The sequence below is a fragment of the Halobacterium sp. KA-6 genome (genome assembly GCF_021029015.1).
Classification (GTDB): Archaea; Halobacteriota; Halobacteria; order Halobacteriales; family Halobacteriaceae; genus Halobacterium.
In genome coordinates, this window is the sequence record NZ_JAJJZH010000006.1 from 78,216 (window position 1) to 99,085 (window position 20,870).

The window sequence follows — 20,870 nt, forward strand, 5'->3', positions numbered from 1 at the left end:
GCGCGGTGGTCACTCGTCGGCCCGCTCGCTCACTGCGTTCGCTCGCGGGAGAAACGCGCGGCTCTGCCGCGCGTATGCTCTCACGCACCCAATTTCTCTCGCTCTCTCTGCCACTCCTGAGCGACCGCGACGCTATTCTCAGTAGAATACAGTTTCGGCGCTAAACCCGGCGAGCCGCCGTCAGTCCAGTTTCTCGGCGGCGTCCTTCTCGACGAGCGGCTTCGCGTTCTCCTCGGGCAGCGTCACGATGTCTTCGGCTTCGAGTGTGTACGGGCGTTCGTCCACGCCGAAAATCTCGCCGACGTCGTCGGTCACGCGCACCTTCGTCCGAGCCACGTCCTCGTCGGAGTCAGCGTCCACGTCGGCCTCTTCGTCGTCCGCGACGCGTTCGAGGTCCTCGGCGATGGCTTCCGGCGGTTCGGGTTCGGCGGGCACGCGGTCTGATTCGGGGGAGTCCTCGCCAGCGTCCGGCTCGGGGGCTGGCTCCGCGTTCGCGTCGTCGAGTCCGCCACCCATTGCGGCCGCCGCAGACGAATCCTCGGCGGATTCGGGCGTCCGGTCTGTCGGCGTCTGGTCGGCGGCGTCGCCGAGCGGTTCCGTGTCGGAGTTCTCCGACTCGGCGCTCGTCGGTTCGGCGTCCCCGGAGATGACGTCGAGCACGTGATTCTTGTTGGACTCGATGCGCTCGACGAGGTCGCCGTACAGGGCGCGCTCCTCGTCGGTGAGCCCTTCTGCGTCGTCGGGCATCCCCGCAGCCGCGAGGCTCGCCTGCTTGACGAGCTTGCCCATGCGGCGCTCGTAGATGGCTTCCGCGACCTGCTCGGCAGTCTCGACCTTGTCCGTGAGCTCCTGGACCTCGGGGTCGCCGAACGGGTCGTCGGCCGCGCTCGCGGCGGCCTCCCGGCGGTCCTTGAGCTCCGCGATGTACTCCGCGACGTCGGCGTAGAACGAGTCCCGAAGCTCCTGGAGGCCGTCGGTCGCGCGCTCCCGAGTCTGGGCCGCCCGTAAGTCTTCGAGGTTCATTGCTTGGCTTTCTCCGCGGTGCCGCGGGCCATCAGGAAGACGCCCGCGTACTCTGGGACCGAGACGACGCCCGGTCGCACCGTAAGCGTTTCCCCGAGCAGTTCCAGCGTGCGCTCCTCCTGGACGTCGACGGTGATGTCGTGGCCGACGAACGTCTCCGGGACGGCGTCCACCAGCGGGTCGAAGTCGTCCAGTTGCTCCCGGGTGAGCCGCTGGACCTCCAGGCCGCTCCCGCCGTGCAGCGTCCCGGGCAGCCGAATCAGGCGATTGGTGTCCGTCGTCACGGGCTCGTCGATGGGCGCGTTCTCCGCCTCGACGGTCTCCGCGACGTACTTTCGCGCGACCTTCAGGAACGCCGGGTGCACGTCGACGTTGCCCGCGCGCACCGCCTCGGTGTTGTTCGCGACGGCGTTGTAGATGGCGCGCGCGGACTTCTCGCCGACGCCATCCATTCCGGAGAGGTACTCGACGGCGTCGTCCTCGCCGCGCTCCAGTATGTCGTCGGCGAACTCGCCGAGGCGCTCGGTGACCCGGCGCCCCCAGCCGCCGTCGGCGGGGAGCACGCGCTTGTTCGTCGGGTTCTTCAGCCCGAGTCCTTCGACGGTCTCTTCGCGCACGAGCGAGTCGAGTTCGAGTTCGTTCCCGCGCACGTAGTCCACGATTTCCCGGCGCTGCTCGCGTTCGAGGTCGTGAACGCCCTCGTCACGGACGTGTACGTGGTATCCCCGGCCGCCGGAGAACGTCACCGTGAGGTCCTCGAAGCCGAAGTCGCGTTCGAGGAAATCCAACAGTCGGTAGAGCGCGTCCTTACACTTCGCGAGCATCTGCGCGTATGTGTCCTCACCGAGCGTCACGCTCGGCAAGTGGTCGGCGTCCAGGTCGAAGACCAAATCGGACCCCAGCCAGTTCTTCTGCTCCATCGTCGACGCACCCGGCGTCTCGTAGAACCCCGCCGAGAAGTAGACGTGGCGGGGTCGCTCCCGTTCGAGGAACGCCGACGTGTTCCCCAAATCGAGCGTGGACTTGTGCCGGACCATCGTCGTGTCCGGCCCCGACGTCCACGGAATGTACCCCCACTCGCGGTCGTCGGCACGCGGCGGGAGCTGTACCTCCGAGCGGCGATAGAAGTCGCCGAAGCGCCCCCGGAGATACGCGCGGGTCCGTTCCTCCATAGCGGGAAACGCGTACGCCGACCGCGGGTAAATGCGTGTCGTCTCTCTCGTCTGCCTGGGTTGACTTGCCCCGACAGTAGTGCACTCAACTTCTCGAAAGCGCGACAGCACCGCCCCTTTCAGTCCACCCGTCACCAGTTGGGCAGCCGGTAATCGCGCGGATTGAAAGGGGCGATACTCTGGACGAAGGCAGGCGACGCAAGCACCGGAAGGAGCCCAGCGACTGAGGAGCGCAACGAGCCTCCCGAGTCCAGAGTAGCGGGGCTTTCGAGGAGACTTCGACATCGCTGTCGAAGCCGTAGCTACGCGAAAAGCGGACTACACAGCCAGACGCGAGAACTACCGTCCACGCAGCAGTTCAGAAATCCGGTCCCGGATGCGGGCGCGGTCGCCGAGGCGGAGGTAGTAGGCACCTTCGCCGTCCTCGTAGTAGTTCGAGATGTCGCGTTCGACGCTGAAGCCGAGGTGTTCGTAGAACGAGACCGCGCTCTCGTTGCTCTGTCGGGCGTGACACGAGGCTTTCCCGGCGTCCTCCGTGACGCGCGCGACGAGTCGTTCGCCGTAGCCTTCGCCGCGGTACTCGGGGGCGACCGCGAGAAACAGGATGTAGCCGTCCGAGCGCGCCGCCGCGAAGCCGACCATGTCGTCGCCGTCGAGGAAGCAGTAGACCGTCGAGCGACGGTAGGCGTTCGCGAAGAACCCGCGTCGCTGCTTGAGGAGGCCTTCGTCCTCCCGGATGCGCTCTTTGAGGTCCCACGCTTCGTCGAGGTGCTGGTCGCGCCCCGGTGGAACCACGCGCTTGTCGACTGTGACGCTCACTAAGAGGGGGTAGCAGGCCAGCGAATATAATTCCACCGTCGCCGGACGCCGAAACCCTTTCACGCGTCGTCGGCGTCTCCGCGAACGATGCTAGGCGGTAGCCGCCCCGACGGCGAGGCGATGCAGCGCGCCAGCGAGTCCGCGTACGACCGCGTCCGCGAGGCCGCGCTCACGGGCGTCACGGTGGTCGTCCCGCTGCTCGTGACGCTGTACGTGCTCTCCATCGCCGTCGGCGTCGTCGACGACCTCCTCGAGCCGCTCGCACAGGTGCTGAACAGCACGAACGTCGCGCCGAACGCCTCCGAGATGATCGTCGACCTCGTCGGCGTGCTCGTGGTGGTCGCAATCACGGTTCTCGTCGGGTTCGCGGCGTCGTTCCGGTCCGGAGAGCGCGTGCTCGCGTACTTCGACGCGGCGCTGGAACGCATCCCGGGCGTGGGTGCCGTCTACAAGAGCTTCCGGCAGATGGGCGACGTGATGGTCGACGGCGAAGCGGACAACTTCCAGTCCGTGAAACTCGTGGAGTTCCCCCACCAGGACGCGTACACGCTCGGATTCCTGACGACGGAGACGCCGAGCGCCATCGAGGACGCCGCCGGCCACGAGGAGATGCTGACGCTGTTCCTGCCGCTCGCGCCGAACCCCGTGATGGGCGGCCACCTCACGCACGTCCCGGCCGAGCGCGTGATGGACGTCGATATGAGCGTCGAGGAGGGAATGCGCGCGGTGGTGACGATGGGCGTCGCGGTGTCCTCCGAGGCGGGCGCGACCGAGGGGCTCTCCCGGGAGCGCCTCGAACGGCTGACTGGGGAGGAAATCGCGCCGACGCAAGTCGCGGAGGACGACGAATGAGCTACGAACTCAGAGAACACACCGCCGACGTCGCCGTCGAAGCGACCGCGGACAGCCTCGGAAACGTGTTCGCGGCGGTCGCCGAGGGCATGGCGGCGGCGATGACCGAGGAGACGCCGGACACCGGAAGCCGGTTCACGTTCGAGGAGCGCGCCGAGAACCGTGAGGCGCTGTTGTTCGACTACCTCGACCGCCTCATCTACGAGCGCGACGTGCGCAACGTCCTCCCGGTCGACCACGACGCCACGGTCCGCGAGGAAGGCGGTGAGTGGGTCGTGGAGGCGAGCGCACTCGGCGTCCCGCTGAACGAGGTCCACGCCCGCGACCTCAAAGCGGTCACGTACTCCGAGATGGACCTCTCCGAGCGCGAGGAAGCAGGGGGGTGGCACGCGTACGTCGTCTTCGACGTTTAATCCGGACTGGCCGACCTTTTTGCGTTCGCGGCGCGTTGGCGACCGTATGTTCACAGGCACAGGTCCCGGTCACGTCGACTACGTCGTCGAGGGCGCGCCGACGGTTCGCGCGGTGGAGTTCCTCGTGGAGGTGCTCTCGAACCCGCTGAACGCCGTGCTCCTGCTCGGTGGCGCGCTCTCGGTCGTCGCCGGCATGGTCGCGTACATCAAGTACAAGCCGGCAGCGGCGGACGTGCGCGCGCTCCGCAGCACGCTCGAGGACTACCACGCGTTCCTGCCGTGGATGCTCCGACTCGCGGTCGGCCTGCCACTAGTCGGCGCGGGGTTCGCGGGCTACTTCTTCTCGCCGTCGGTCGAAGCACCGACGCGCATCCTCCAGGTCCTCATCGGGTTCTTCCTCCTGTTCGGGCTGGCGACCCGCGCGGTCGCGCTCGTCGGCCTGCTGGCGTACCTCACGGGGCTCGTGCTCCGCCCCGAGCTCGTGCTCGCCAGCGAGTACATCGGCGGATTCCTCGGCGTGCTCCTGCTGGGCGCTGGCCGCCCCAGCGCCGACCACTTGCTCCAGCAGGTCGCCGCCGCGAGAGGGACAATCTACGGTCGCTTCGACCCGCTGCATCCGCTCGTCGCGAAGTTCAACGATATTGTCGGCCCCTACGAGCAGTACGCGCCGACGGTCATCCGGCTCGGCGTCGGCTTCAACTTCGCGCTGCTGGGGTTCTGGGAGAAACTCGCGAACCCCGGGATGGCGCTCGCAGTCGTCGACAAGTACAATCTCACGGCGGTCGTCCCCGTCGACCCCGGTATGTGGGTTGTCGGTGCCGGCCTCACCGAACTCGCCGTCGGCATCTTCCTGTTCGTCGGGCTGTTCACGCGTGCGACCGCCGCGGTCGCGTTCGTCGTGCTGACGACGACGCTGTTCGGGCTGCCGGACGACCCCGTGCTCGCGCACATCACGCTGTTCGGGCTCTCCTCGGCCCTGTTCGTCACCGGCGGCGGCCCGCTCTCGCTGGACGAACGGCTCGCCGCGGTCACGGAGTACTCGCCGCTGGCCACCTCGACGGAGTAGCGCCCAGACGAAACGTATTCCCGGGCTCCGCGCCCATCGCCGAGTATGAACACGTTCGACGCCGACGGCGTCACGCTCCGAGAAGTCGAGGACGACGTCTGGGAGCTCGAACGCGACGACGAGATGCGAGTGCCCGCGCGCATCTTCGCCAACGAGACGCTGCTCGAAGACATCCAGAACGACAAGACCCTCGAGCAACTCCGGAACGTCGCCTGCATGCCGGGTGTGGTCGCGCCCGCGCTCTGCATGCCCGACGGCCACCAGGGTTACGGCTTCCCAGTCGGCGGCGTCGCGGCCTTCGACGCCGAAGACGGCTACATCTCGCCCGGAGCCGTGGGCTTCGACATCAACTGCGGCGTCCGGATGGTGAAGACGAACCTCACCTACGAGGACGTCCGCGGCTGCGAGGAGGAACTCGTGGACGCGCTGTTCGACGCCGTGCCATGCGGGCTTGGCGGCGGTGGCGTCCACGACGGCACGCACACCGACCTCGAAGCCGCGCTCGAACGTGGCGTCGACTGGTGTCTCGAAGCGGGCTACGCGGTGCGCGAGGACCTCCTGCACTGCGAAGACGAAGGCCGCCGCCCGGACGCGGACCCCTCAGCCATCTCGAAGAAGGCCAAGGACCGTGGCGCGAGCCAGATGGGGTCGCTGGGCTCGGGCAACCACTTCCTCGAGATCCAGCGCGTCACCGACATCTACGACGACGAGACCGCTGACGCGTTCGGCCTCGACGAGGACCAGGTCGTCGTCCTGATTCACTGTGGCTCGCGCGGGCTCGGCCACCAGGTCTGCTCGGACTACCTCCGGCGCATCGAACAGGAGTACCCGGACTTCACCGACGACCTCCCGGACAAGGACCTCGCGGCGGCACCCGCGGGCTCCGAGCTCGCCGACGACTACTACGGCGCGATGTGCGCCGCCATCAACTTCGCGTGGGTGAACCGCCAGCTCATCACGCACGCCGTCCGCGAGACGTTCGCGGACGTCTTCGACACCTCTTGGCAGGCCCTGGAGATGGACCTGCTGTACGACGTCGCGCACAACATCGCGAAGAAGGAGTCTCATGACGTGTACGTCACCGAGGACGGCTACAGCCTCGACGGCGACGGCGGCCGCGTCCAGCGCGACCTCTACGTCCACCGGAAGGGCGCGACGCGCGCGTTCCCCGCCGGTCACCCGGACGTGCCGAAGGCGTACCGCGACGTCGGACAGCCCATCATCATCCCCGGCAGCATGGGCGCGGGCAGCTACATCCTGAAGGGCGGCGCGCAGTCGCTGTCGCGGTCGTTCGGCTCGACGGCACACGGCGCCGGCCGCCTGATGAGCCGGACGCAGGCCAAGCGCGAGTACGGCGGCGGCGAGGTGCAGGCGGACCTCCGGGAGCAGAACGAAATCTACGTGAAAGCCGCCTCCGGCGAGACCATCGCCGAGGAAGCCCCCGGCGTCTATAAGGACGTCGACGAGGTCGTCGGCGTCTCCGACGCCCTCGACATCGGCGACCTCGTCGTCCGCACGTTCCCTATCGCGAACATCAAGGGGTAGTTACCGCGAGAATCCCGGACCGTTCGGCCCCTGTGGCCCGCTCGGTGCCATGCCTTCCGCCAACTGCACGTACTCGGATTCGGGTTGCCCGCTGACTTCCTCGCCATTCTCGTAGCGCACGAAGTTCAAGTAGAACGGCTCCCCGCAGCCCGGCTCGCCGTCCGCGGCTGACTCGGGTGGATGTGACCACGCCGCAGCGTCCGCACCACAGACGAACTTCACGCCGTCAGCGTCATCGCCCTCGTAATCGTCTGCGGCCGAGACGTACGTCCACCCCTCCAGCGGGAACGGCGTCACGGACTTGTCCGCGAGGTAGGGGTCGCGGTCCAGCTCGGCGACGGCGCCGCAGCGCGGACAGTAGTACGACACGTCGACCATACTCGAGATTGGGCGGCCAGCGGTTTGAGTGTCGCGACGCAGCACACTCCGAGAAGACGGTCGTGCCACGAGTAGTAACACCGCCAACCACGAGTAACTCGAAACAGCCGGTCGACCAACGTGCGGGGTTCCGTGGAAATCCACGACTGCTGGCCTGGTGGACTGTAAGGGCGACGACCGAGCGAGCGGCGCGCAGCGCCGCTCGCGAGGGAGGAGGGCTTACTTCGGAAGACATTAGGACGGACCCGCGGATGCATCGGGTATGATAGACGAGACTGCCGAGGAGATTCGCGAGATGCGGACCCACTCCTCCTCGGTCGTCGCCGTGAAAGCCGCTCGCGCGCTCCGGGACCTCATCGACAACGACTACCCGACTGTCGAGGAGTACGTGCGGGCGCTGGAGCGGAACAGCAACGCGCTCCGGCGCGCGAACCCCTCGCACGCGTCGCTGGTGACGACCCAGCGAGACATCGTCGAGCGGGTGCGGGACGCGGAGCCGGCGTCGGTCGCGGAAGCGAAAGAACTCACGGCCGCGGCTATCGACGACGTCGTGGAGTCCGTCGAGCAGGCGAAACACGAGGCCGCGGCGACGCTGGCCGACCGCGTCGAGGACGGCCAGACGCTGCTGACCCACGACTACTCCTCGACGGTGCTGGAGGCGCTGGAGACGGCCGCGCAGGACGGCAAGCACCTCGACGTGTACGTGACGGAGGCCCGACCCCGACACCTCGGCCGGAAGACCGCGCGGACGCTGGCGGCCATCGACCGCATCGAGCCGACGCTCATCGTGGACGGCGCGTCGGGCTACTACCTCTCGGAGTGCGACCGCGTGCTGCTCGGGATGGACTGCATCGTCGACGACACGTACTACAACCGCGTCGGCACGTACCCGCTGGCCGCAGCGGCCAACGACGCGGGGACGCCCGTGACGGTCGCGGGGTCGAGCGCGAAGCTCGTCGACGAGGGGTTCCGCTTCGAGAACGACTTCCGGGACGCCAGCGAGGTCATCCGCGAGCCGCCGGAGGGCTTCGACGTGAAGAACCCGGCCTACGACGCGACGCCGACGCGGCTGCTCGACTCGGTCGTGACCGACGAAGGCGTCCGCGAGTTCTAATCGGTGTGGCTGGCCAGTTCCGGCACAGCCCGCAGCCGATGTGTGAGCGCACGAGTGGGCGCAGCGCGTGAGGCTTGCCGGAACGACTAACGGCGTGGCAGCGAACGAATAGGTATGCGGCGTCTCGACGCCGACCAGGTCTGGAACTACCTCGCCGGTGACCGCCGACCCCGACGACTCGTCGTTCTCTCCGCTATCACCCTCGTCAGCGTCGCGTCCGTCGCGTTCCTGCTCGGACTGAACGTCAGGTTCTACGAGTTCTCGGGCTGGCTCGTTATCGTCCCCGGGATTGCCGTCGCCGGCGGGATTCTCGGTGCCGGTCTCGTGCCGACCATCGGGTCGCTGTGGCTCGTCGGTGTCTGGGGGTACGTCTTCCCGCCGCTGGTCGGATACGTCACCGGCGAGTGGACGGGCGGCGGTCGATACACCTCCCCGAGAATGCTGGGGTTCGCGTACGGATCCGCCCGCGCCGAACTCCTCGGCGGCGTCGAGACGACCCTCAACTTCGGGCTGGTGCTCGCGGTCCTCCTCGGCGTCCTCGGCTACGCCACGGGCTCCGCCGTCAGTTGGCTGGCGACGCGCATTCGGTCGTCCCAATAACGGGCCTCGTGTCTCGAGAAAGCGAGGATTCAGCGGCCGTACAGCACGTACGAGAGCACGAGAAAGCAGGCGACGGCACCGCCGACGAATCCCACGAACGCACCGTAGGGAACGTCGGCGTTCCCGAGAGCTGCTGCGAGAATCCCGCCGACGAGCGCCGATGCCAGCAGTAAGACGGCACCGGTCTGCCAGCGCTCGACGAACGCGACGGTGGTCTCGTCTGTCATAGACCAGAGTCGGGCTGACGTTCGCGTAAGTGTACCGACGAATCTACGCGAACGAGAACCCTACTCCCGTGGCGGGTTGTCGCGGGCGAGCGTGATTTCGTGAGCTTCGACGTCCTCGTAGGCGGCGACGCGACCGCCGACCTCGACGCGGCCCGCGTCGGTGTCGAGGACGAGCGTCGCAACTTCCTCGGTCTCCTCGAACTTCGTCTCGGCGACGCGACCGCGGTCCGTGCGCGCGTCGCCGCTGAGCACGTCGCGGCCGTGGACGGTCGCGTACACGTCGCCGTCGAGCGTCCGGATGTCCTTCACGCAGCGCCGGATGGAGGCGTACGTCCGCGGGAGTTCGATGTCGGCGGCGTCGCTCTCGTAGAGGGTGTCGTTGGCGGTCGACCAGATGACGGTGCCGAAGAAGCCCGAGACGAGGAAGCCCAGCGCCGAGCGGTTGAAGATGACGCCGTACTTCTCCGGGTCGTCGCGGACCGCGCCCTGTGTCGCGTAGACGGAGTACTGGCCGTCGGCGACGGCGACGACGGGCGTGGTGACACCACGGCGGCCGCGCGCGGTGGTGGCGACCTCGCCGTAGTCGAAGTCGTCGGGGTCGGGGGCGTTGCGGACCGGCGTGACGACGAGGTCGACGCTGACGCCGCGGTCGCGGGCGGCCGCGAGGTCGTCCGCGAAGCGGTCGAGCAGCCCCGGCGTCAGCGAGCAGACCAGTTCGAACTCCGCGCTGTCGATGACGTCGCCGAAGTAGCGCAGAATCGTCGACCGGGACTTCACCAGCGACACCGCCTCCGTCTCGCGGGCGGGCGTGGTGTACGCCTCTTCGAGGGAGGCGACCATCTGCGCGAAGTTCGTCTGGAGGTCCGCGAACGCCTCCTCGGGGTCGATGGCGACTACCTTCATCGGCCGGGACTCGCGGAGCTCAACGAGCCCGCGGTCGCCGAGGCTCCGAACCGTGTCGTACACGCGGGGCTGGGGAATTTCGGTGCGGTCGGCGATTTCGCTGGCGGTGAGTTCGCCGTGCTGTAGCACCGTGAGGTACGCCTCGATTTCGTACTCGCCGAGGTCGAACCCCGCGCCGACTCGTTCGACCGTCTCGCGGAGGTCCTCGTCGCTCATACCGCCACCCACGGTGACCCCGCTCTTTTACCCTGCGGTCGGCGGTCGGTGACGCGACACGTTCGACCGGCCAACTACATGTACATCCGGTCGTCGGGTCGCTCGTCGTCGTCGGCGCGCTGGACGCGCTCGCTCAACTCCTCGTAGTGCTGGGCGACTTCCGCCGCGAACGCTTCGAGGGGGCCGGTGTCCACATCGAGGTCGTAGACGTCGCTGACGGCGTCCACGAGGCGAATCGCGGCTTCGACGTCCGGCGCTTGGGCGTGAACCGGCGTCGTGTACACGCAGGCACGACGGTCGCTGTCGATGCCGCGCGCGAGCAGCTCCGCGTTCACGCCGTCGAGGAAGCCGTTGCCCATCGGCGGCACGTCCGCGTCTTCGAGGCGGGCTTCCTGGTAGTCGTCGGTCGCGATGTAGAACGTGCGGTGGCCCTCGGGGCCGTGGGCGACCGGAACGCCCGACAGCACCGCGGTCTCTTGGACGTCGTTGTCGTCCAACCACGTCCCGAGCGCGCTGCTGAACGCGCCCGACACGGAGACTGGCACGAACAGTTCGCCGACGAGCACGGTGACGTCGACGTCGGGCTTCGAGAAGAACCGCGTGTGGTGGCGCGGGGTGCCGTTCTCGAACGGCGTGATCGCGGGGAGGCCCTCGACGGCGACGTGGCCGGTCTGTTCGAGTTCGAGGTGGTCCACGAGGAAGTCCGCGGCCGTCAGGCCCGCGAGCCCGAATTCGGAGAACCCACAGAGGAGTGCGTCGCTGGGCTCGGTGTCGTGCGTAAACTCGAACTCGGGCTCGCTCCGGGCGGGGGCGGTCCCCGTAGCGTCGTCTGCCATACCGGGACGACGGCGACCAACCCCTTATCCGTTGCCCGGTCAGTCGTCGGCGTGCATCGTGACGCGCCCCTCGATTTCGGGGTCGATGCCGTGTTCGCGGGCGTACTCCGCGAGCACCTGGTGTTGGATGCCGAGGCGGTCGACACGATGGGCTTCGTCGAGCGCGGGGAACTCGTCGTCCGTGTAGAAGAGGTAGTCGGTGGTCGCCAACGTGTACGTCGCGCCGGGGTCGACGGGCTCGCCGGCGACCCGGACCTCCAGCAGTTCGTTGGTGGTCTCGTCCCACGTGAGTTCCGCGCCTGAGACGTGAGCGTGCCACCAGTCGGGTTCGGCGAAGCCGAGCGACCCGCCCTTCGCGCCGCGGAACACGTCCAGCAGTTCCGCGCCCGTGAGTTCGGCGACGGAGACCGGCTCCTCGAAGGGGACGACGCTGACGAGGTCCGCGACGGTCACGTCGCCCGCGATGGCGGGGCCGTCGCGGACGCCGCCGGAATTCTGGAGCGCGACGTCCGTGTCGGCGGCCCACCGGTAGGCGTCCGCGACGAAGTTCCCGATGCGGGACTCGCCGCGGAACAGCGTCGACTCGGTACGCTCCATCGGCTCCGCGACGTGGCCGACAGTGTCGTTCAGGCCGGTCTCGGCCATGCGCTCGCGGAGGCGCTCGGCGAGCGGTTCGTAGACGGGCGCGTCGGCGACGACGTGGCGCGTGACTTCGCCGGCGTCGAGGTCGACTTCGAGGACAACCTCCCCGCCGGAGCCGGGGCGCGTGAGCAGGGTGTCGTCGAGGCGTTCGACGCGCTCGGCAGGGATGTGGCCGCCCAGCACCGCGTCCACGTCCGTCGTAGCGGCGAGTTCCTCGTCGCCACGGCCGAGGTGCGAGAGCGCGACCACGTAGTCCGCCCCGGCCTCGCGGAGCTGTTCGCTGGCTTCTCGTGTCGCCTCGATGGGGTCAGTGACGGTGAGGTCGCTCGCCATCGGGTTCAGCGACGGCGTCGCGTCGTCGAGCACGCCGAGGAAGCCGACGCGCGCGTCGTCGACCTCGACGATGGTCCACGGGTCGACGCCAGCGACGCGGTCGCCGTCCCGGTAGACGTTCGCCGAGACCCACGTCTGCGGGGAGTCGGCGACGATTTCGCCCGTGACGTCCGCACCGTAGTCGAAGTCGTGGTTGCCGAACGTCTCCACGTCGGGCTCGACGGCGTCATAGAGGTCCAGCGCCTGCCGGCCCTCGGTCACCAGCGAGAGCACGCCCGGCGCCGTGTTGTCGCCCGAGCCCGCCGCAATCGCACTGCCGCGGTCGCGCAGGACAGACGCGAGCCGGCCGGCCTTCGCGGGCGAGTCGTAGACGTTCTCCAAATCGGAGTAGTGGAAAATCCGGACCGCCATTATCAAATTGGAGGCCCGCAGCGGGGAAGAGCGCTTCGATGAGCGGCACTCCCGCCGCGAGCGCGGGGACGGACAGGGCTAAATGCGGGAGCCGGCTACTGGTGAACATGCTTACGGTGGCGAGCGACGACGACACCCTGTACGTCGCGGAAGACGAGGGGCAGCGCGGTCAGGACGGCCCGTTCTACGTGGTCTACCGGACCGAGGACCGCGAGGGCCGGTACGGCTTCTACTGCTCGAACTGCGAGTCAATCGACGTCGCGATGGACTCGATGCGCCGCATCAAGTGCAACGGCTGCGGGAACTTCACGAAGCCCGAGGAGTGGGATTCCGCCCACGAGTAGCCGGACAACCCGAGTTTTAACCGCTGGGTCGGCGATTGCGCAGCCATGAGCCGTAGCTGCACGCTCGACCCCGAGACCCGGGACGCCGTGGAGTCGTTCGTCGGCGAGTGGCTGACCGACGAGACCGTGCCGAGCGCGGGCGTCGCGCTCGTGGACGGAGACGACATCGTCTACGTGGACGGGTTCGGGGCGCGCGGCCTGGAGTCGAACGCGCCCGCGACGCCGGACACGCTGTACGGGGTCGCGTCCATCACGAAGTCCGTGGCGGCGACGAGCGTTCTCCAACTCGTCGACGACGGCCATCTCTCGCTGTCGGACCCAGTAACCGAACACCTCCCCTACTTCGAGGAATTGGCGGAGTCGCCGACGGTCCACGAACTGCTCTCGCACACGTCCGGGATGCCAAGCGACGGCGCGAGCGTCACCCTCATCGCCCGGCTACTCGGCGAGGGGACCGAGACTGCGCCGTTGAGTTCGGACGCGGACTTCCGCCGCCACGTCCGCGAGTCGACGGACGAGCGCGCGGCCGGCGAACGGTTCTTCTACTACAACACGGGCTACACGGTGCTCGGAAAACTCGTCGAAGCCATCGACGGGCGCTCGTTCCCCGAGTACACCCGCGAGGAGGTGCTGGCGCCGCTCGGGATGGACCGCTCGGTCGTGCGCGCGGACCCGCGGGACTACGACGACGCGATGACGCCGTACCGCGTCGAGGACGGCGAACTGACGCGCGCCGACTACCCCGTGAAGGGCGTGGGTGCAGCGGGTGGCATGCTCAGCACGGCGCGTGACCTCGCGACGTACCTGCAGTTTGCGATGCACGGCGACGAGTCCGTCCTTCCGGACGCGCAGCGCGAACTGGCGCAGGCAACGCACGCGACGCGCACGGAGCGCCTCGACGGCCCGGCCGAGCGGTACGGCTACGGCTGGATGCGGCGGTCGTTCCTCGACGATGTCCTCGTCGGCCACTCGGGGACGCTGACCGTGACCTCGGCCTACCTCGGCTTCCTTGAGGACCGCGAAGTCGGCGTTGCGGTCGCGTGCAACACGGCGCCGGACGTCCACCCGATGTACGTCGGGCACGCGCTGCTCGCGCTCGTGGAGAGCGAGGACCCCGAAGACGTGGTGTCGTTCTACGCGCTCCGCGCGAAGTGCCGGCGTGTCGCGGGGACCTACAAGTCGTTCCGGAGCGCCGCGACCGCCGACATCGAGCCGGCGGACGGGAACCTCGACGTGACGCTGTCGACGGCGCTCGGCGAGGAGACGCTGACCGCGTTCCCGGAGACGACCGCCCGCGACGACTACCAGTTCTACACCGTCTCGGCGGGCGGTGACCGCGTGCCACTGACGTTCGAACCGACCGATAGCGGTGGGTTGGACTGCTACTACCGGCGGTGGCGGCTCCACGAGACGAGCGGCTGAGGCGCGCTGGACTCGGCAATTCTGAACTGTTACCATGCGGCAGGAAAACTTATTACCTAGTCCCGCCACGGTACGAGTGCATGGGGACTGTTACCACCCCTCCCGACGAGCAGGCCCGGTCGATATTCGACGACCTCGGGTACAGCCTCGCTGGAGACGGCGCGGAGTTCTCCGCCACGCGCGACTGGAAAGAGATACGCGTGACAGCCGTCACAGACCGAGTCGAGGCCGACCACGACAGCGGTTATCGCTGTTTCGTGACGTGGGCCGAGAACACCGACGCGCTCGAACGACAGCTGCGTCGGCTCGACCCGCCCTACGAGTGGGCGGTGATGGGTGTCGAGGAGGACGGTGACTACGAAGTAGCGCGCGCCCCGCCAGTCAGTTAGGGGCGCGTCGGTTTTTCTATCGGAGCGCTTCGCGCGTAGCGGCAAGCCCGGCAGCCGCGTCCACGTCCGCACCCAGCGCGTCGAAGGCGTCCGCGAGCGCGGCGACGACGAGTGTAACGTTCTCCGGGCGCGCGCCGTGGCCCATACAGCCGATGCGGAACACGTCGCCCTCCAAGGCACCGAGGCCGGACGCGATTTCGAGGTCGTAGTGGTCGAGCACGTAGTCGATGACCTCGCCGTCGTCGACGCCCTCCGGGACGCGCACGGCGTTCAGGCTCGGCAGCCAGTAGTCGTCATCGGGGTTGAGGCCGAGGCCCATGGCTTCGACGCCGGCCTTCAGCGCGCCCGCGATTCGCTCGTGGCGCGCCCAGCGCTGTTCGATGCCCTCCTCGGCGACCAGCCGCAGCGCCTCGCGGAGCGCGTACACGTTCGAGACGGGCGCCGTGTGGTGGTACGCGCGCTCGTCGCCCCAGTATCCCTCCAGCAGTGAGAGGTCTAGATACCACGACCGCGGGTCCGCCTCGCGGGAGAGTACTTTGTCCATCGCGTCGTCGTTCAGCGTCAGCGGACTCGCGCCCGGCGGACAGGACAGGCACTTCTGCGGGCCGGAGTACGCCGCGTCGATGCCCCACTCGTCAACGCGGAGTTCGACGCCGCCGAGGCTCGTCACGGTGTCCGCGATGACGAGCGCGTCATGCTCGTGAGCGATGTCCGTGAGTTCGGGGACGTTCGTCTGCTTCGCGCCGGTGGACGTCTCGGCGTGCACGAACCCGAAGACGTCTGGCTGGTGCTCGGCGAACGCGTCCGCGACGTCCGCGGGCTGGAGCGGCTCTCCCCACGGTGCGTCCACGCGCACGACCTCGCCGCCCGCGCGGCGCGCCATTTCAGCCATGCGGTCGCCGAAGTAGCCGTTCGTCGGCGCGAGGAACGTGTCCCCGGGCTCGGTGAGGTTGCCGATGGCGGCTTCCATCGCGGCGGAGCCGGTCCCCGAAACGGGAATCGTCCACTCGTTGTCCGTGCGGAACGTGTACCGCAGCAGTTCCTGGGTCTCGTCCATGATGTCCACGAACGACGGGTCGAGGTGGCCCACCAGCGGCGTACTCATCGCTTTCAGTACGCGCGGGTGGACCGGGCTCGGCCCCGGCCCCATCAGCGTTCGCTGCGGCGGCGACAACTCTCCGACGTCTGGCGCGTCAGTCATGTCCGAACCCCAGACGGGCGTTAGCAAGAAGGTTCGGGAATCGGCACCACGAGTCCCATCCAGCGGCAGGAGTTACGTGCCCGGGCCGCGATGGGCCAGTATGCAGCCAGAGTCGCCGTCGTCGCTGACCGACCTCCTGAACAACACCGTCGACGAGTTCGTCGGCAACGTCGCTAGCGCGCTCCCGCGAGTTCTCACGGGGCTGGTCTTCCTCGTGCTCGCGGCGATTCTCATCCGCGTCATCGCGACCGCCGTGCGCGTCGTCCTGCGACAGGTCTACCCGGACCAGCCGATTTACGTCCAACTCGGCGGCACGCTCGCCTCGGTCGTGCTGTGGTTCGGCGCGCTGCTCGGGTTCCTGTCGGCGGTTGGCCTCCCCGAAATCGCTGCGGCACTCGGCACCGCCTCCGGCTTCCTCGCGCTCGGTGTCTCGTACGCGCTCTCGGGGATGCTCGCGGACGCCGTCGCCGGCATCTATCTCCTGCGCGACCCCGACTTCAATCCGGGCGACACGGTCGTCGCCGGCGACGTGACCGGCGTCGTCACCGCCATCGAACTGCGGAAGACCCGCTTCCGGGTCGACGACGACACGGTCGTGCGCGCGAACGCCGACGTCGAGAAGAAGTGGACGAAGAAGGCCGAGTGAGGCGCGAACGCGGCGTGCTAGCGGGGCACCCGCGAGTTTATCCCGCTTCGTAGAGTACTTCGGGTATGTTCGTAGGGCACGCGATGTTCGCGTTCGGCGTCGTCGCGCTCGCTGCCGCTCGATTCGGGGCGTCCCGCGAGCGCGCGCTCGCCCTCGGCGTCGCCGCCGGCCTGTTCGCCGCCGTCCCCGACGTCGACATGGCCTACGCCCTCGTCGGCCTCGTCGCCGTCGACCCGACGAGCCCCATGGCCGTCGCGCAGTCGTTCTGGGGCGCATCGACGGTCGTCCACCGCGCGGTCACGCACTCGCTAGTCGTCGCCGTGCCCGCAGCCGCCGCATTCGCGCTCGCGCCAACCCACCGCCGGATTGCCGCGGCCGCCCTCGCCGCGCTCGTCGGCGTCGTCGCCGCGTTCTCCGGCCCGCTCCCCGCAGTCATCGTCGGCCTGTTCGCGGCCGGCGGCTGGCTCGTCGCGCGCGCCGCCCACGCCTACCGCGTCCGCGGCACCAGTCTGTTCGCGGTCGCGCTCGTCGGCCTCCTCAGCCACCCGTTCGGCGACCTGTTCACCGGGGAACCGCCGGAGCTGCTCTACCCCCTCGGCGTCACCGTCTTCGACGGCCGCGTCGCGCTCTCCGCCGACCCGACCCTGCACCTGCTAGGTGCGTTCGGCGTCGAACTGTTCGCCATCTGGCTGGGCGTCGCCGCGGCGCTCTGGCTCACCGGCCACCACTTCACCGACCACGTGAATTCACGGGCGGCGTTCGGCGCCGCGTACGCCCTCGCCGTGCTCGTGTTGCCACCGCCGACGATGGACGCCTCCTACCACTTCGTGTTCAGCGTCGTCGCGGTCGGCTTCGTCGGCGTCGTCCCCGCGCCGAAGTTCCGCCAGCGCTCGCTGACGCTGCCGTCGCTGCCGACTGCGGTCGTGACCGGGCTGGCAGCGGTCACGCTCGCCGGGCTCGCGTACGGCGTCGCGTACACTACCGGCCTCGCGTAACTATTCTCCCGCGGCCTCAGCACTTGTTAGGCGGGCGCCGAGATAGGTAATCGTGGCCCGTAACTCACGCCTCGCCGCGCTCGTCAGAGCCGAGCGCGCGAACGCCGCGCTCTCGTGGCTGCTCGTCACGGTCGTCGCCGCGTCAGTCGTCGCGAGCGTACCCCGTGACCCCGTCTGGGTCGTGTTCGCACTCGTCACCGCCGCGGTGGCCGTCCTCCCGCCGCTGGCGTTCGGGGACGCCCGGGCGATGCTCCCGTGGGAAGTGCTCGCGCTCGCTGCACTCCCCACCGTCGGCCGAGCACTCGCGGCCCCCGGGCTGACCAGCGACCTGTCTACCTACGTCGGGGTGGCCGCGCTCGCGCTCGTCGTCGCCGTCGAACTCGACGTCTTCACGCGCGTCCGCCTCGCGAACTGGTTCTCGGTCGTCTTCGTCGTCGTCGCGACGATGGCGACGGCGGGCTTCCTCGCCGTGCTCGGCTGGCTCTCGGACCTCGCCGTCGGCACCGCGTTCGTCCTCCCCGCCGAGCCGCCGCTGACCACCGCACAGGAGCACGCCGCCGTGACCGCGCTCGTGCAGGACTTTATCGCGGCGACCGCTGCGGGCGTGCTCGCCGCGGCGGTGTTCGTCTGGTACTTCCGGCGGCGCGCGGACGCCAGCCTCCGACTCCCCGCGGAACTGGAGGGGGTCGTCGAGTGAAACTCCGCGACCGCCTCGGCATCTCCGAGCGCCGCCAGCGACAGGCCACGCGCGGGATGCAACTCGCGCTCGCAGCGTTCACGGCCGTCGGCGTCCTGACGTGGAACGTCGCCGTCACCGTCAACGCGGCCGCCGCGCTCGCGGTCACACACCTCCCCGCAGTGCTCGAACGCGACTACAGCATCCCGATGGACGCCGCCCTCACGCTGTGGATTACGACCGCGGTGTTCCTGCACGTTCTCGGTACGCTCGGCGTCCCCGGCGTCACCGACCAGTTCTACGGGCCGAACCCGCCAATCTGGTGGGACCACCTCACGCACTTCCTCTCCTCAACCGTGGTCGCCGCGGCCGGCTACGCCACCGTGCGCGCGCTCGACGAACACCACGACGACGTCGCGTTCCCGCCGAACTTCACGTTCGTCTTCGTCGTCCTGTTCGTGATGGCGCTCGGCGTGCTCTGGGAGATACTGGAGTACGCGGCGTGGACGCTCGGAGACGCCGTCGGCGCGACTGTGCTAACCATCTACGGCGTCGACGACGTCACGCTCGACCTCGCGTTCAACACCATCGGCGCGGTGGTCGTCGGCATCTGGGGGACCGCGTACCTCGGCGACGTCACCGACGCCATCCGCGCCAACATCGAGGACGCCGCCAGCGAGTGACCTGTATCTAGCGAGTAACTTTATCCGGTTCGCTGGAAAACTGTCGGGCGATGGTATTCAAGAAGATTCGACTCATCGGGACCAGCGAGGAGAGCTTCGACGCCGCCGCGGACGACGCAATCGACCGCGCGGACGACACCCTGGACAACGTGAAGTGGGCGGAAGTCGTCGAACAGGGCGTCGAAATCGCCAGCGTCGAGAACCGACAGTACCAGGTCGAAGTCGAAGTCGCCTTCGAGTTGGAGAACTAAGTCCGGAAGGACTCGCCGCAGCCGCACTCACTCTCGACGTTCGGGTTCTGGACGTGGAAGCCAGCACCCTGCAAGCCGCCCTCGAAGGCGAGTTGGCTGCCACCGACGTAGTTCAGGCTGGACTGGTCGACGAACAGCCGGATGCCGTTGCTCTCAAAAATCTGGTCCTCGGGCTCCGGCTCGGGTTCGAAGCGCATCCCGTAGGAGAGCCCCGCGCAGCCGCCCTGCTGGACGTACAGCCGCAGGCCGGCCTCCGAGACGTCCATGTCTTCGCCCTCCATGAGCTCGCGGGCCTGCTCGGCCGCGGGCTCCGTGGCGGTGACCACCGTGTCTCCGTCCCCGTTCTCGACGGTCGCGCTCATGTCGAATACGTTCGGGGGCCGCAGTCATAAGCGTGGTGCCACCCCACAGGGCCGCCGCGACCAGTTACGAGTCGTCCTCGAAGCGCGCGTCCACGCTGGCCGCGTGCGCGTCGAGGCCTTCCGCCTCCGCGAGCGTCGTCACGGTGTCCCGGAGGTCCGAGAGCGCGCCCTCGTCGAGGCGCTGGACGGTCGTCGACCGGAGGAACGTGTCCACGGAGAGCCCGCCGGCGACCTTCGCCTTCCCGTTCGTCGGAAGCACGTGATTCGTCCCGGTGGCGTAGTCGCCCGCCGCGACGGGCGCGTACGGCCCAAGGAAGACCGAGCCCGCGGAGTCGATGCGGTCCAGGAGTTCCTCGTCGTTCGCCGCTTGAATCGAGAGGTGTTCGGCGGCGTACTCCTCAGCGAGCAGCACTCCCTCGCTCATCGAGCGCGCGACGAACACGCCGCTGGCGTCGTTGTCGAGCGCCGCCTGAATCGTCTCCGTGCGTTCGCGGTCCTCGATTCTCGTCTCGATTTCCTCGCAGACCGCGTCGGCGGTCGCCTCGTCGTCGGTCACGACGACGACGCTGGAGTCGGGGTCGTGCTCGGCCTGCGCGAGCACGTCCGCGGCGACGTAGCCCGGGTCGGCGGTCTCGTCGGCGACCACCAGTAGCTCGGAGGGGCCGGCGAGGAAGTCGATGTCCACGTCGCCCCGGACTTCGGCCTTCGCCGCGGTGACGAATTTGTTGCCCGGGCCGACGATCTTCTGCACGCGGTCCACAGTCTCGGTCCCGTACGCCAGCGCCGCGACGGCCTGCGCGCCACCGGAGGCGTACACGCGGTCCGCGCCCGCGACATGCATCGCCGCCATCGTCACCGGGTTCAGTTCCTCGGCGGGCGGCGTTGCGACCGCGACCTGTTCGACGCCCGCGACCTTCGCGGGAATCACGCCCATCAACACCGAGGAGGGGTACGCCGCGGTGCCGCCGGGCGCGTACACGCCGACGCGCTCGATTGGGCGGAATCGTCGTCCGAGTTCGCGGCCCTCGGAGAACTCGCGCCGCCAGTCGTCGGGCACCTGCGCCTCGTGGAACTCCCGGACGTTCGCGGCTGCTGCCTCGATGGCCTCGCGGGTCTCGTCGTCGAGTTCCTCGTACGCGCGCTCGGCTTCGTCCGTGACGTCGACGTTCCCCAATTCCACGTCGTCGAACTCGCTGGCGTACTGGCGCAGCGCCACGTCGCCCTCCTCGCGCACGCGCTCGACGATGTCCCGGACCGTCGACCGAACCGACTCGACGCCGGCCGTGCGCTCAAACAGCGCGCGGCGGCGGTCCGGCCCGAGGTCCGCAACGGCTTCGTAGTCCATACGCGC

General features: G+C 68.6%; 25 protein-coding genes. 14 read left to right on the plus strand and 11 right to left on the minus strand.

What is annotated here, in order from left to right; all coding sequences use genetic code 11:
- Positions 1 to 180: 180 nt before the first annotated feature.
- From LPA46_RS12760 to LPA46_RS12770, 3 genes are all read right to left on the minus strand, one after another.
- Entirely contained in the window at positions 181 to 1,023 is an 843-nt protein-coding gene (locus tag LPA46_RS12760) for a DNA replication complex subunit Gins51 (protein WP_230892802.1), read from the minus strand.
- On the minus strand, positions 1,020 to 2,195 hold the full coding sequence (gene priS, locus LPA46_RS12765; RefSeq protein WP_230892803.1) for a DNA primase small subunit PriS: 1,176 nt from the start codon (positions 2,193 to 2,195) through the stop codon (positions 1,020 to 1,022). The genes LPA46_RS12760 and priS overlap by 4 nt, the downstream gene beginning before the upstream one ends.
- 339 nt (positions 2,196 to 2,534) lie before the next feature.
- Positions 2,535 to 3,014, minus strand: a complete 480-nt coding sequence (locus LPA46_RS12770) for a GNAT family N-acetyltransferase (protein ID WP_230889073.1) — start codon at positions 3,012 to 3,014, stop codon at positions 2,535 to 2,537.
- An 87-nt stretch (positions 3,015 to 3,101) separates the two neighbouring features.
- Here LPA46_RS12770 and LPA46_RS12775 point away from each other — a divergent pair, with 87 nt between their 5' ends.
- The 4 genes from LPA46_RS12775 to LPA46_RS12790 are packed head-to-tail and all read left to right on the plus strand — an operon-like array spanning position 3,102 to position 6,890.
- Positions 3,102 to 3,866, plus strand: coding sequence for a DUF502 domain-containing protein (locus LPA46_RS12775; RefSeq protein ID WP_230892804.1), 765 nt, complete (start codon positions 3,102 to 3,104; stop codon positions 3,864 to 3,866).
- Positions 3,863 to 4,279 (plus strand): archease, encoded by a 417-nt coding sequence (locus tag LPA46_RS12780; protein ID WP_230892805.1) that lies wholly within the window; start codon positions 3,863 to 3,865, stop codon positions 4,277 to 4,279. Before LPA46_RS12775 ends, LPA46_RS12780 begins: the two co-directional genes overlap by 4 nt.
- Positions 4,280 to 4,325: 46 nt before the next feature.
- Positions 4,326 to 5,345 (plus strand): DoxX family protein, encoded by a 1,020-nt coding sequence (locus LPA46_RS12785; RefSeq protein ID WP_230892806.1) that lies wholly within the window; start codon positions 4,326 to 4,328, stop codon positions 5,343 to 5,345.
- Positions 5,346 to 5,390: 45 nt separating this feature from the next.
- Entirely contained in the window at positions 5,391 to 6,890 is a 1,500-nt protein-coding gene (locus LPA46_RS12790) for an RtcB family protein (RefSeq protein WP_230892807.1), read from the plus strand.
- Here the strand turns inward: LPA46_RS12790 and LPA46_RS12795 are convergent, their stop codons facing one another.
- Positions 6,891 to 7,268: a hypothetical protein gene (locus tag LPA46_RS12795; protein WP_230892808.1), complete on the minus strand. Its 378-nt coding sequence runs from the start codon at positions 7,266 to 7,268 to the stop codon at positions 6,891 to 6,893.
- A gap of 262 nt (positions 7,269 to 7,530) precedes the next feature.
- On the opposite strand from LPA46_RS12795, the gene LPA46_RS12800 reads away from it, so the two are divergent.
- Both LPA46_RS12800 and LPA46_RS12805 read left to right on the plus strand, forming a co-directional pair.
- On the plus strand, positions 7,531 to 8,382 hold the full coding sequence (locus tag LPA46_RS12800; protein WP_230892809.1) for a translation initiation factor eIF-2B: 852 nt from the start codon (positions 7,531 to 7,533) through the stop codon (positions 8,380 to 8,382).
- 114 nt (positions 8,383 to 8,496) lie between these two features.
- Positions 8,497 to 8,982 carry a hypothetical protein gene (locus LPA46_RS12805; protein WP_230892810.1) on the plus strand — a complete coding sequence of 162 codons (486 nt, stop codon included), beginning with the start codon at positions 8,497 to 8,499 and terminating at the stop codon, positions 8,980 to 8,982.
- A gap of 29 nt (positions 8,983 to 9,011) precedes the next feature.
- On the opposite strand, the gene LPA46_RS12810 is transcribed toward LPA46_RS12805, so the two are convergent.
- From LPA46_RS12810 to LPA46_RS12825, 4 genes are all read right to left on the minus strand, one after another.
- A complete protein-coding gene (locus LPA46_RS12810) occupies positions 9,012 to 9,209 on the minus strand; it encodes a hypothetical protein (RefSeq protein WP_230892811.1) in 198 nt (65 codons plus the stop codon).
- A 60-nt stretch (positions 9,210 to 9,269) separates the two neighbouring features.
- Positions 9,270 to 10,328, minus strand: coding sequence for an HTH-type sugar sensing transcriptional regulator TrmB (gene trmB, locus LPA46_RS12815; RefSeq protein WP_230892812.1), 1,059 nt, complete (start codon positions 10,326 to 10,328; stop codon positions 9,270 to 9,272).
- 74 nt (positions 10,329 to 10,402) lie between these two features.
- The gene (locus LPA46_RS12820) at positions 10,403 to 11,164 is read right to left on the minus strand and encodes a proteasome assembly chaperone family protein (RefSeq protein ID WP_230892813.1); all 762 of its coding nucleotides are present in this window, start codon (positions 11,162 to 11,164) and stop codon (positions 10,403 to 10,405) included.
- 39 nt (positions 11,165 to 11,203) lie between these two features.
- On the minus strand, positions 11,204 to 12,550 hold the full coding sequence (locus LPA46_RS12825) for a bifunctional metallophosphatase/5'-nucleotidase (protein ID WP_230892814.1): 1,347 nt from the start codon (positions 12,548 to 12,550) through the stop codon (positions 11,204 to 11,206).
- Positions 12,551 to 12,657: 107 nt separating this feature from the next.
- Here LPA46_RS12825 and LPA46_RS12830 point away from each other — a divergent pair, with 107 nt between their 5' ends.
- From LPA46_RS12830 to LPA46_RS12840, 3 genes are all read left to right on the plus strand, one after another.
- The gene (locus LPA46_RS12830) at positions 12,658 to 12,894 is read left to right on the plus strand and encodes a DUF5816 domain-containing protein (protein WP_230889177.1); all 237 of its coding nucleotides are present in this window, start codon (positions 12,658 to 12,660) and stop codon (positions 12,892 to 12,894) included.
- 45 nt (positions 12,895 to 12,939) lie between these two features.
- Positions 12,940 to 14,316: a serine hydrolase gene (locus LPA46_RS12835; RefSeq protein ID WP_230892815.1), complete on the plus strand. Its 1,377-nt coding sequence runs from the start codon at positions 12,940 to 12,942 to the stop codon at positions 14,314 to 14,316.
- A gap of 80 nt (positions 14,317 to 14,396) precedes the next feature.
- Complete coding sequence (locus LPA46_RS12840) at positions 14,397 to 14,705, plus strand: DUF7116 family protein (protein ID WP_058983725.1); 309 nt, start codon at positions 14,397 to 14,399, stop codon at positions 14,703 to 14,705.
- A gap of 16 nt (positions 14,706 to 14,721) precedes the next feature.
- On the opposite strand, the gene LPA46_RS12845 is transcribed toward LPA46_RS12840, so the two are convergent.
- Complete coding sequence (locus LPA46_RS12845) at positions 14,722 to 15,906, minus strand: pyridoxal-phosphate-dependent aminotransferase family protein (RefSeq protein WP_230892816.1); 1,185 nt, start codon at positions 15,904 to 15,906, stop codon at positions 14,722 to 14,724.
- A gap of 100 nt (positions 15,907 to 16,006) precedes the next feature.
- Here LPA46_RS12845 and LPA46_RS12850 point away from each other — a divergent pair, with 100 nt between their 5' ends.
- The 5 genes from LPA46_RS12850 to LPA46_RS12870 all read left to right on the plus strand — a co-directional run bounded on the left by LPA46_RS12850 (position 16,007) and on the right by LPA46_RS12870 (position 19,157).
- The gene (locus tag LPA46_RS12850) at positions 16,007 to 16,552 is read left to right on the plus strand and encodes a mechanosensitive ion channel domain-containing protein (protein ID WP_230889087.1); all 546 of its coding nucleotides are present in this window, start codon (positions 16,007 to 16,009) and stop codon (positions 16,550 to 16,552) included.
- A 65-nt stretch (positions 16,553 to 16,617) separates the two neighbouring features.
- On the plus strand, positions 16,618 to 17,547 hold the full coding sequence (locus LPA46_RS12855; RefSeq protein WP_230892817.1) for a metal-dependent hydrolase: 930 nt from the start codon (positions 16,618 to 16,620) through the stop codon (positions 17,545 to 17,547).
- A gap of 52 nt (positions 17,548 to 17,599) precedes the next feature.
- Entirely contained in the window at positions 17,600 to 18,244 is a 645-nt protein-coding gene (locus LPA46_RS12860) for a hypothetical protein (RefSeq protein WP_230892818.1), read from the plus strand.
- A complete protein-coding gene (locus LPA46_RS12865; RefSeq protein ID WP_230892819.1) occupies positions 18,241 to 18,906 on the plus strand; it encodes a hypothetical protein in 666 nt (221 codons plus the stop codon). The genes LPA46_RS12860 and LPA46_RS12865 overlap by 4 nt, the downstream gene beginning before the upstream one ends.
- A 50-nt stretch (positions 18,907 to 18,956) precedes the next feature.
- Entirely contained in the window at positions 18,957 to 19,157 is a 201-nt protein-coding gene (locus tag LPA46_RS12870) for a dodecin (protein ID WP_230892820.1), read from the plus strand.
- Here the strand turns inward: LPA46_RS12870 and LPA46_RS12875 are convergent.
- Complete coding sequence (locus LPA46_RS12875) at positions 19,154 to 19,519, minus strand: HesB/IscA family protein (RefSeq protein WP_230889092.1); 366 nt, start codon at positions 19,517 to 19,519, stop codon at positions 19,154 to 19,156. The two genes, LPA46_RS12870 and LPA46_RS12875, sit on opposite strands and share 4 nt — an antisense overlap.
- 64 nt (positions 19,520 to 19,583) lie before the next feature.
- On the minus strand, positions 19,584 to 20,864 hold the full coding sequence (gene hisD, locus LPA46_RS12880) for a histidinol dehydrogenase (protein WP_230892821.1): 1,281 nt from the start codon (positions 20,862 to 20,864) through the stop codon (positions 19,584 to 19,586).
- Between the last annotated feature and the right edge of the window lie 6 nt (positions 20,865 to 20,870).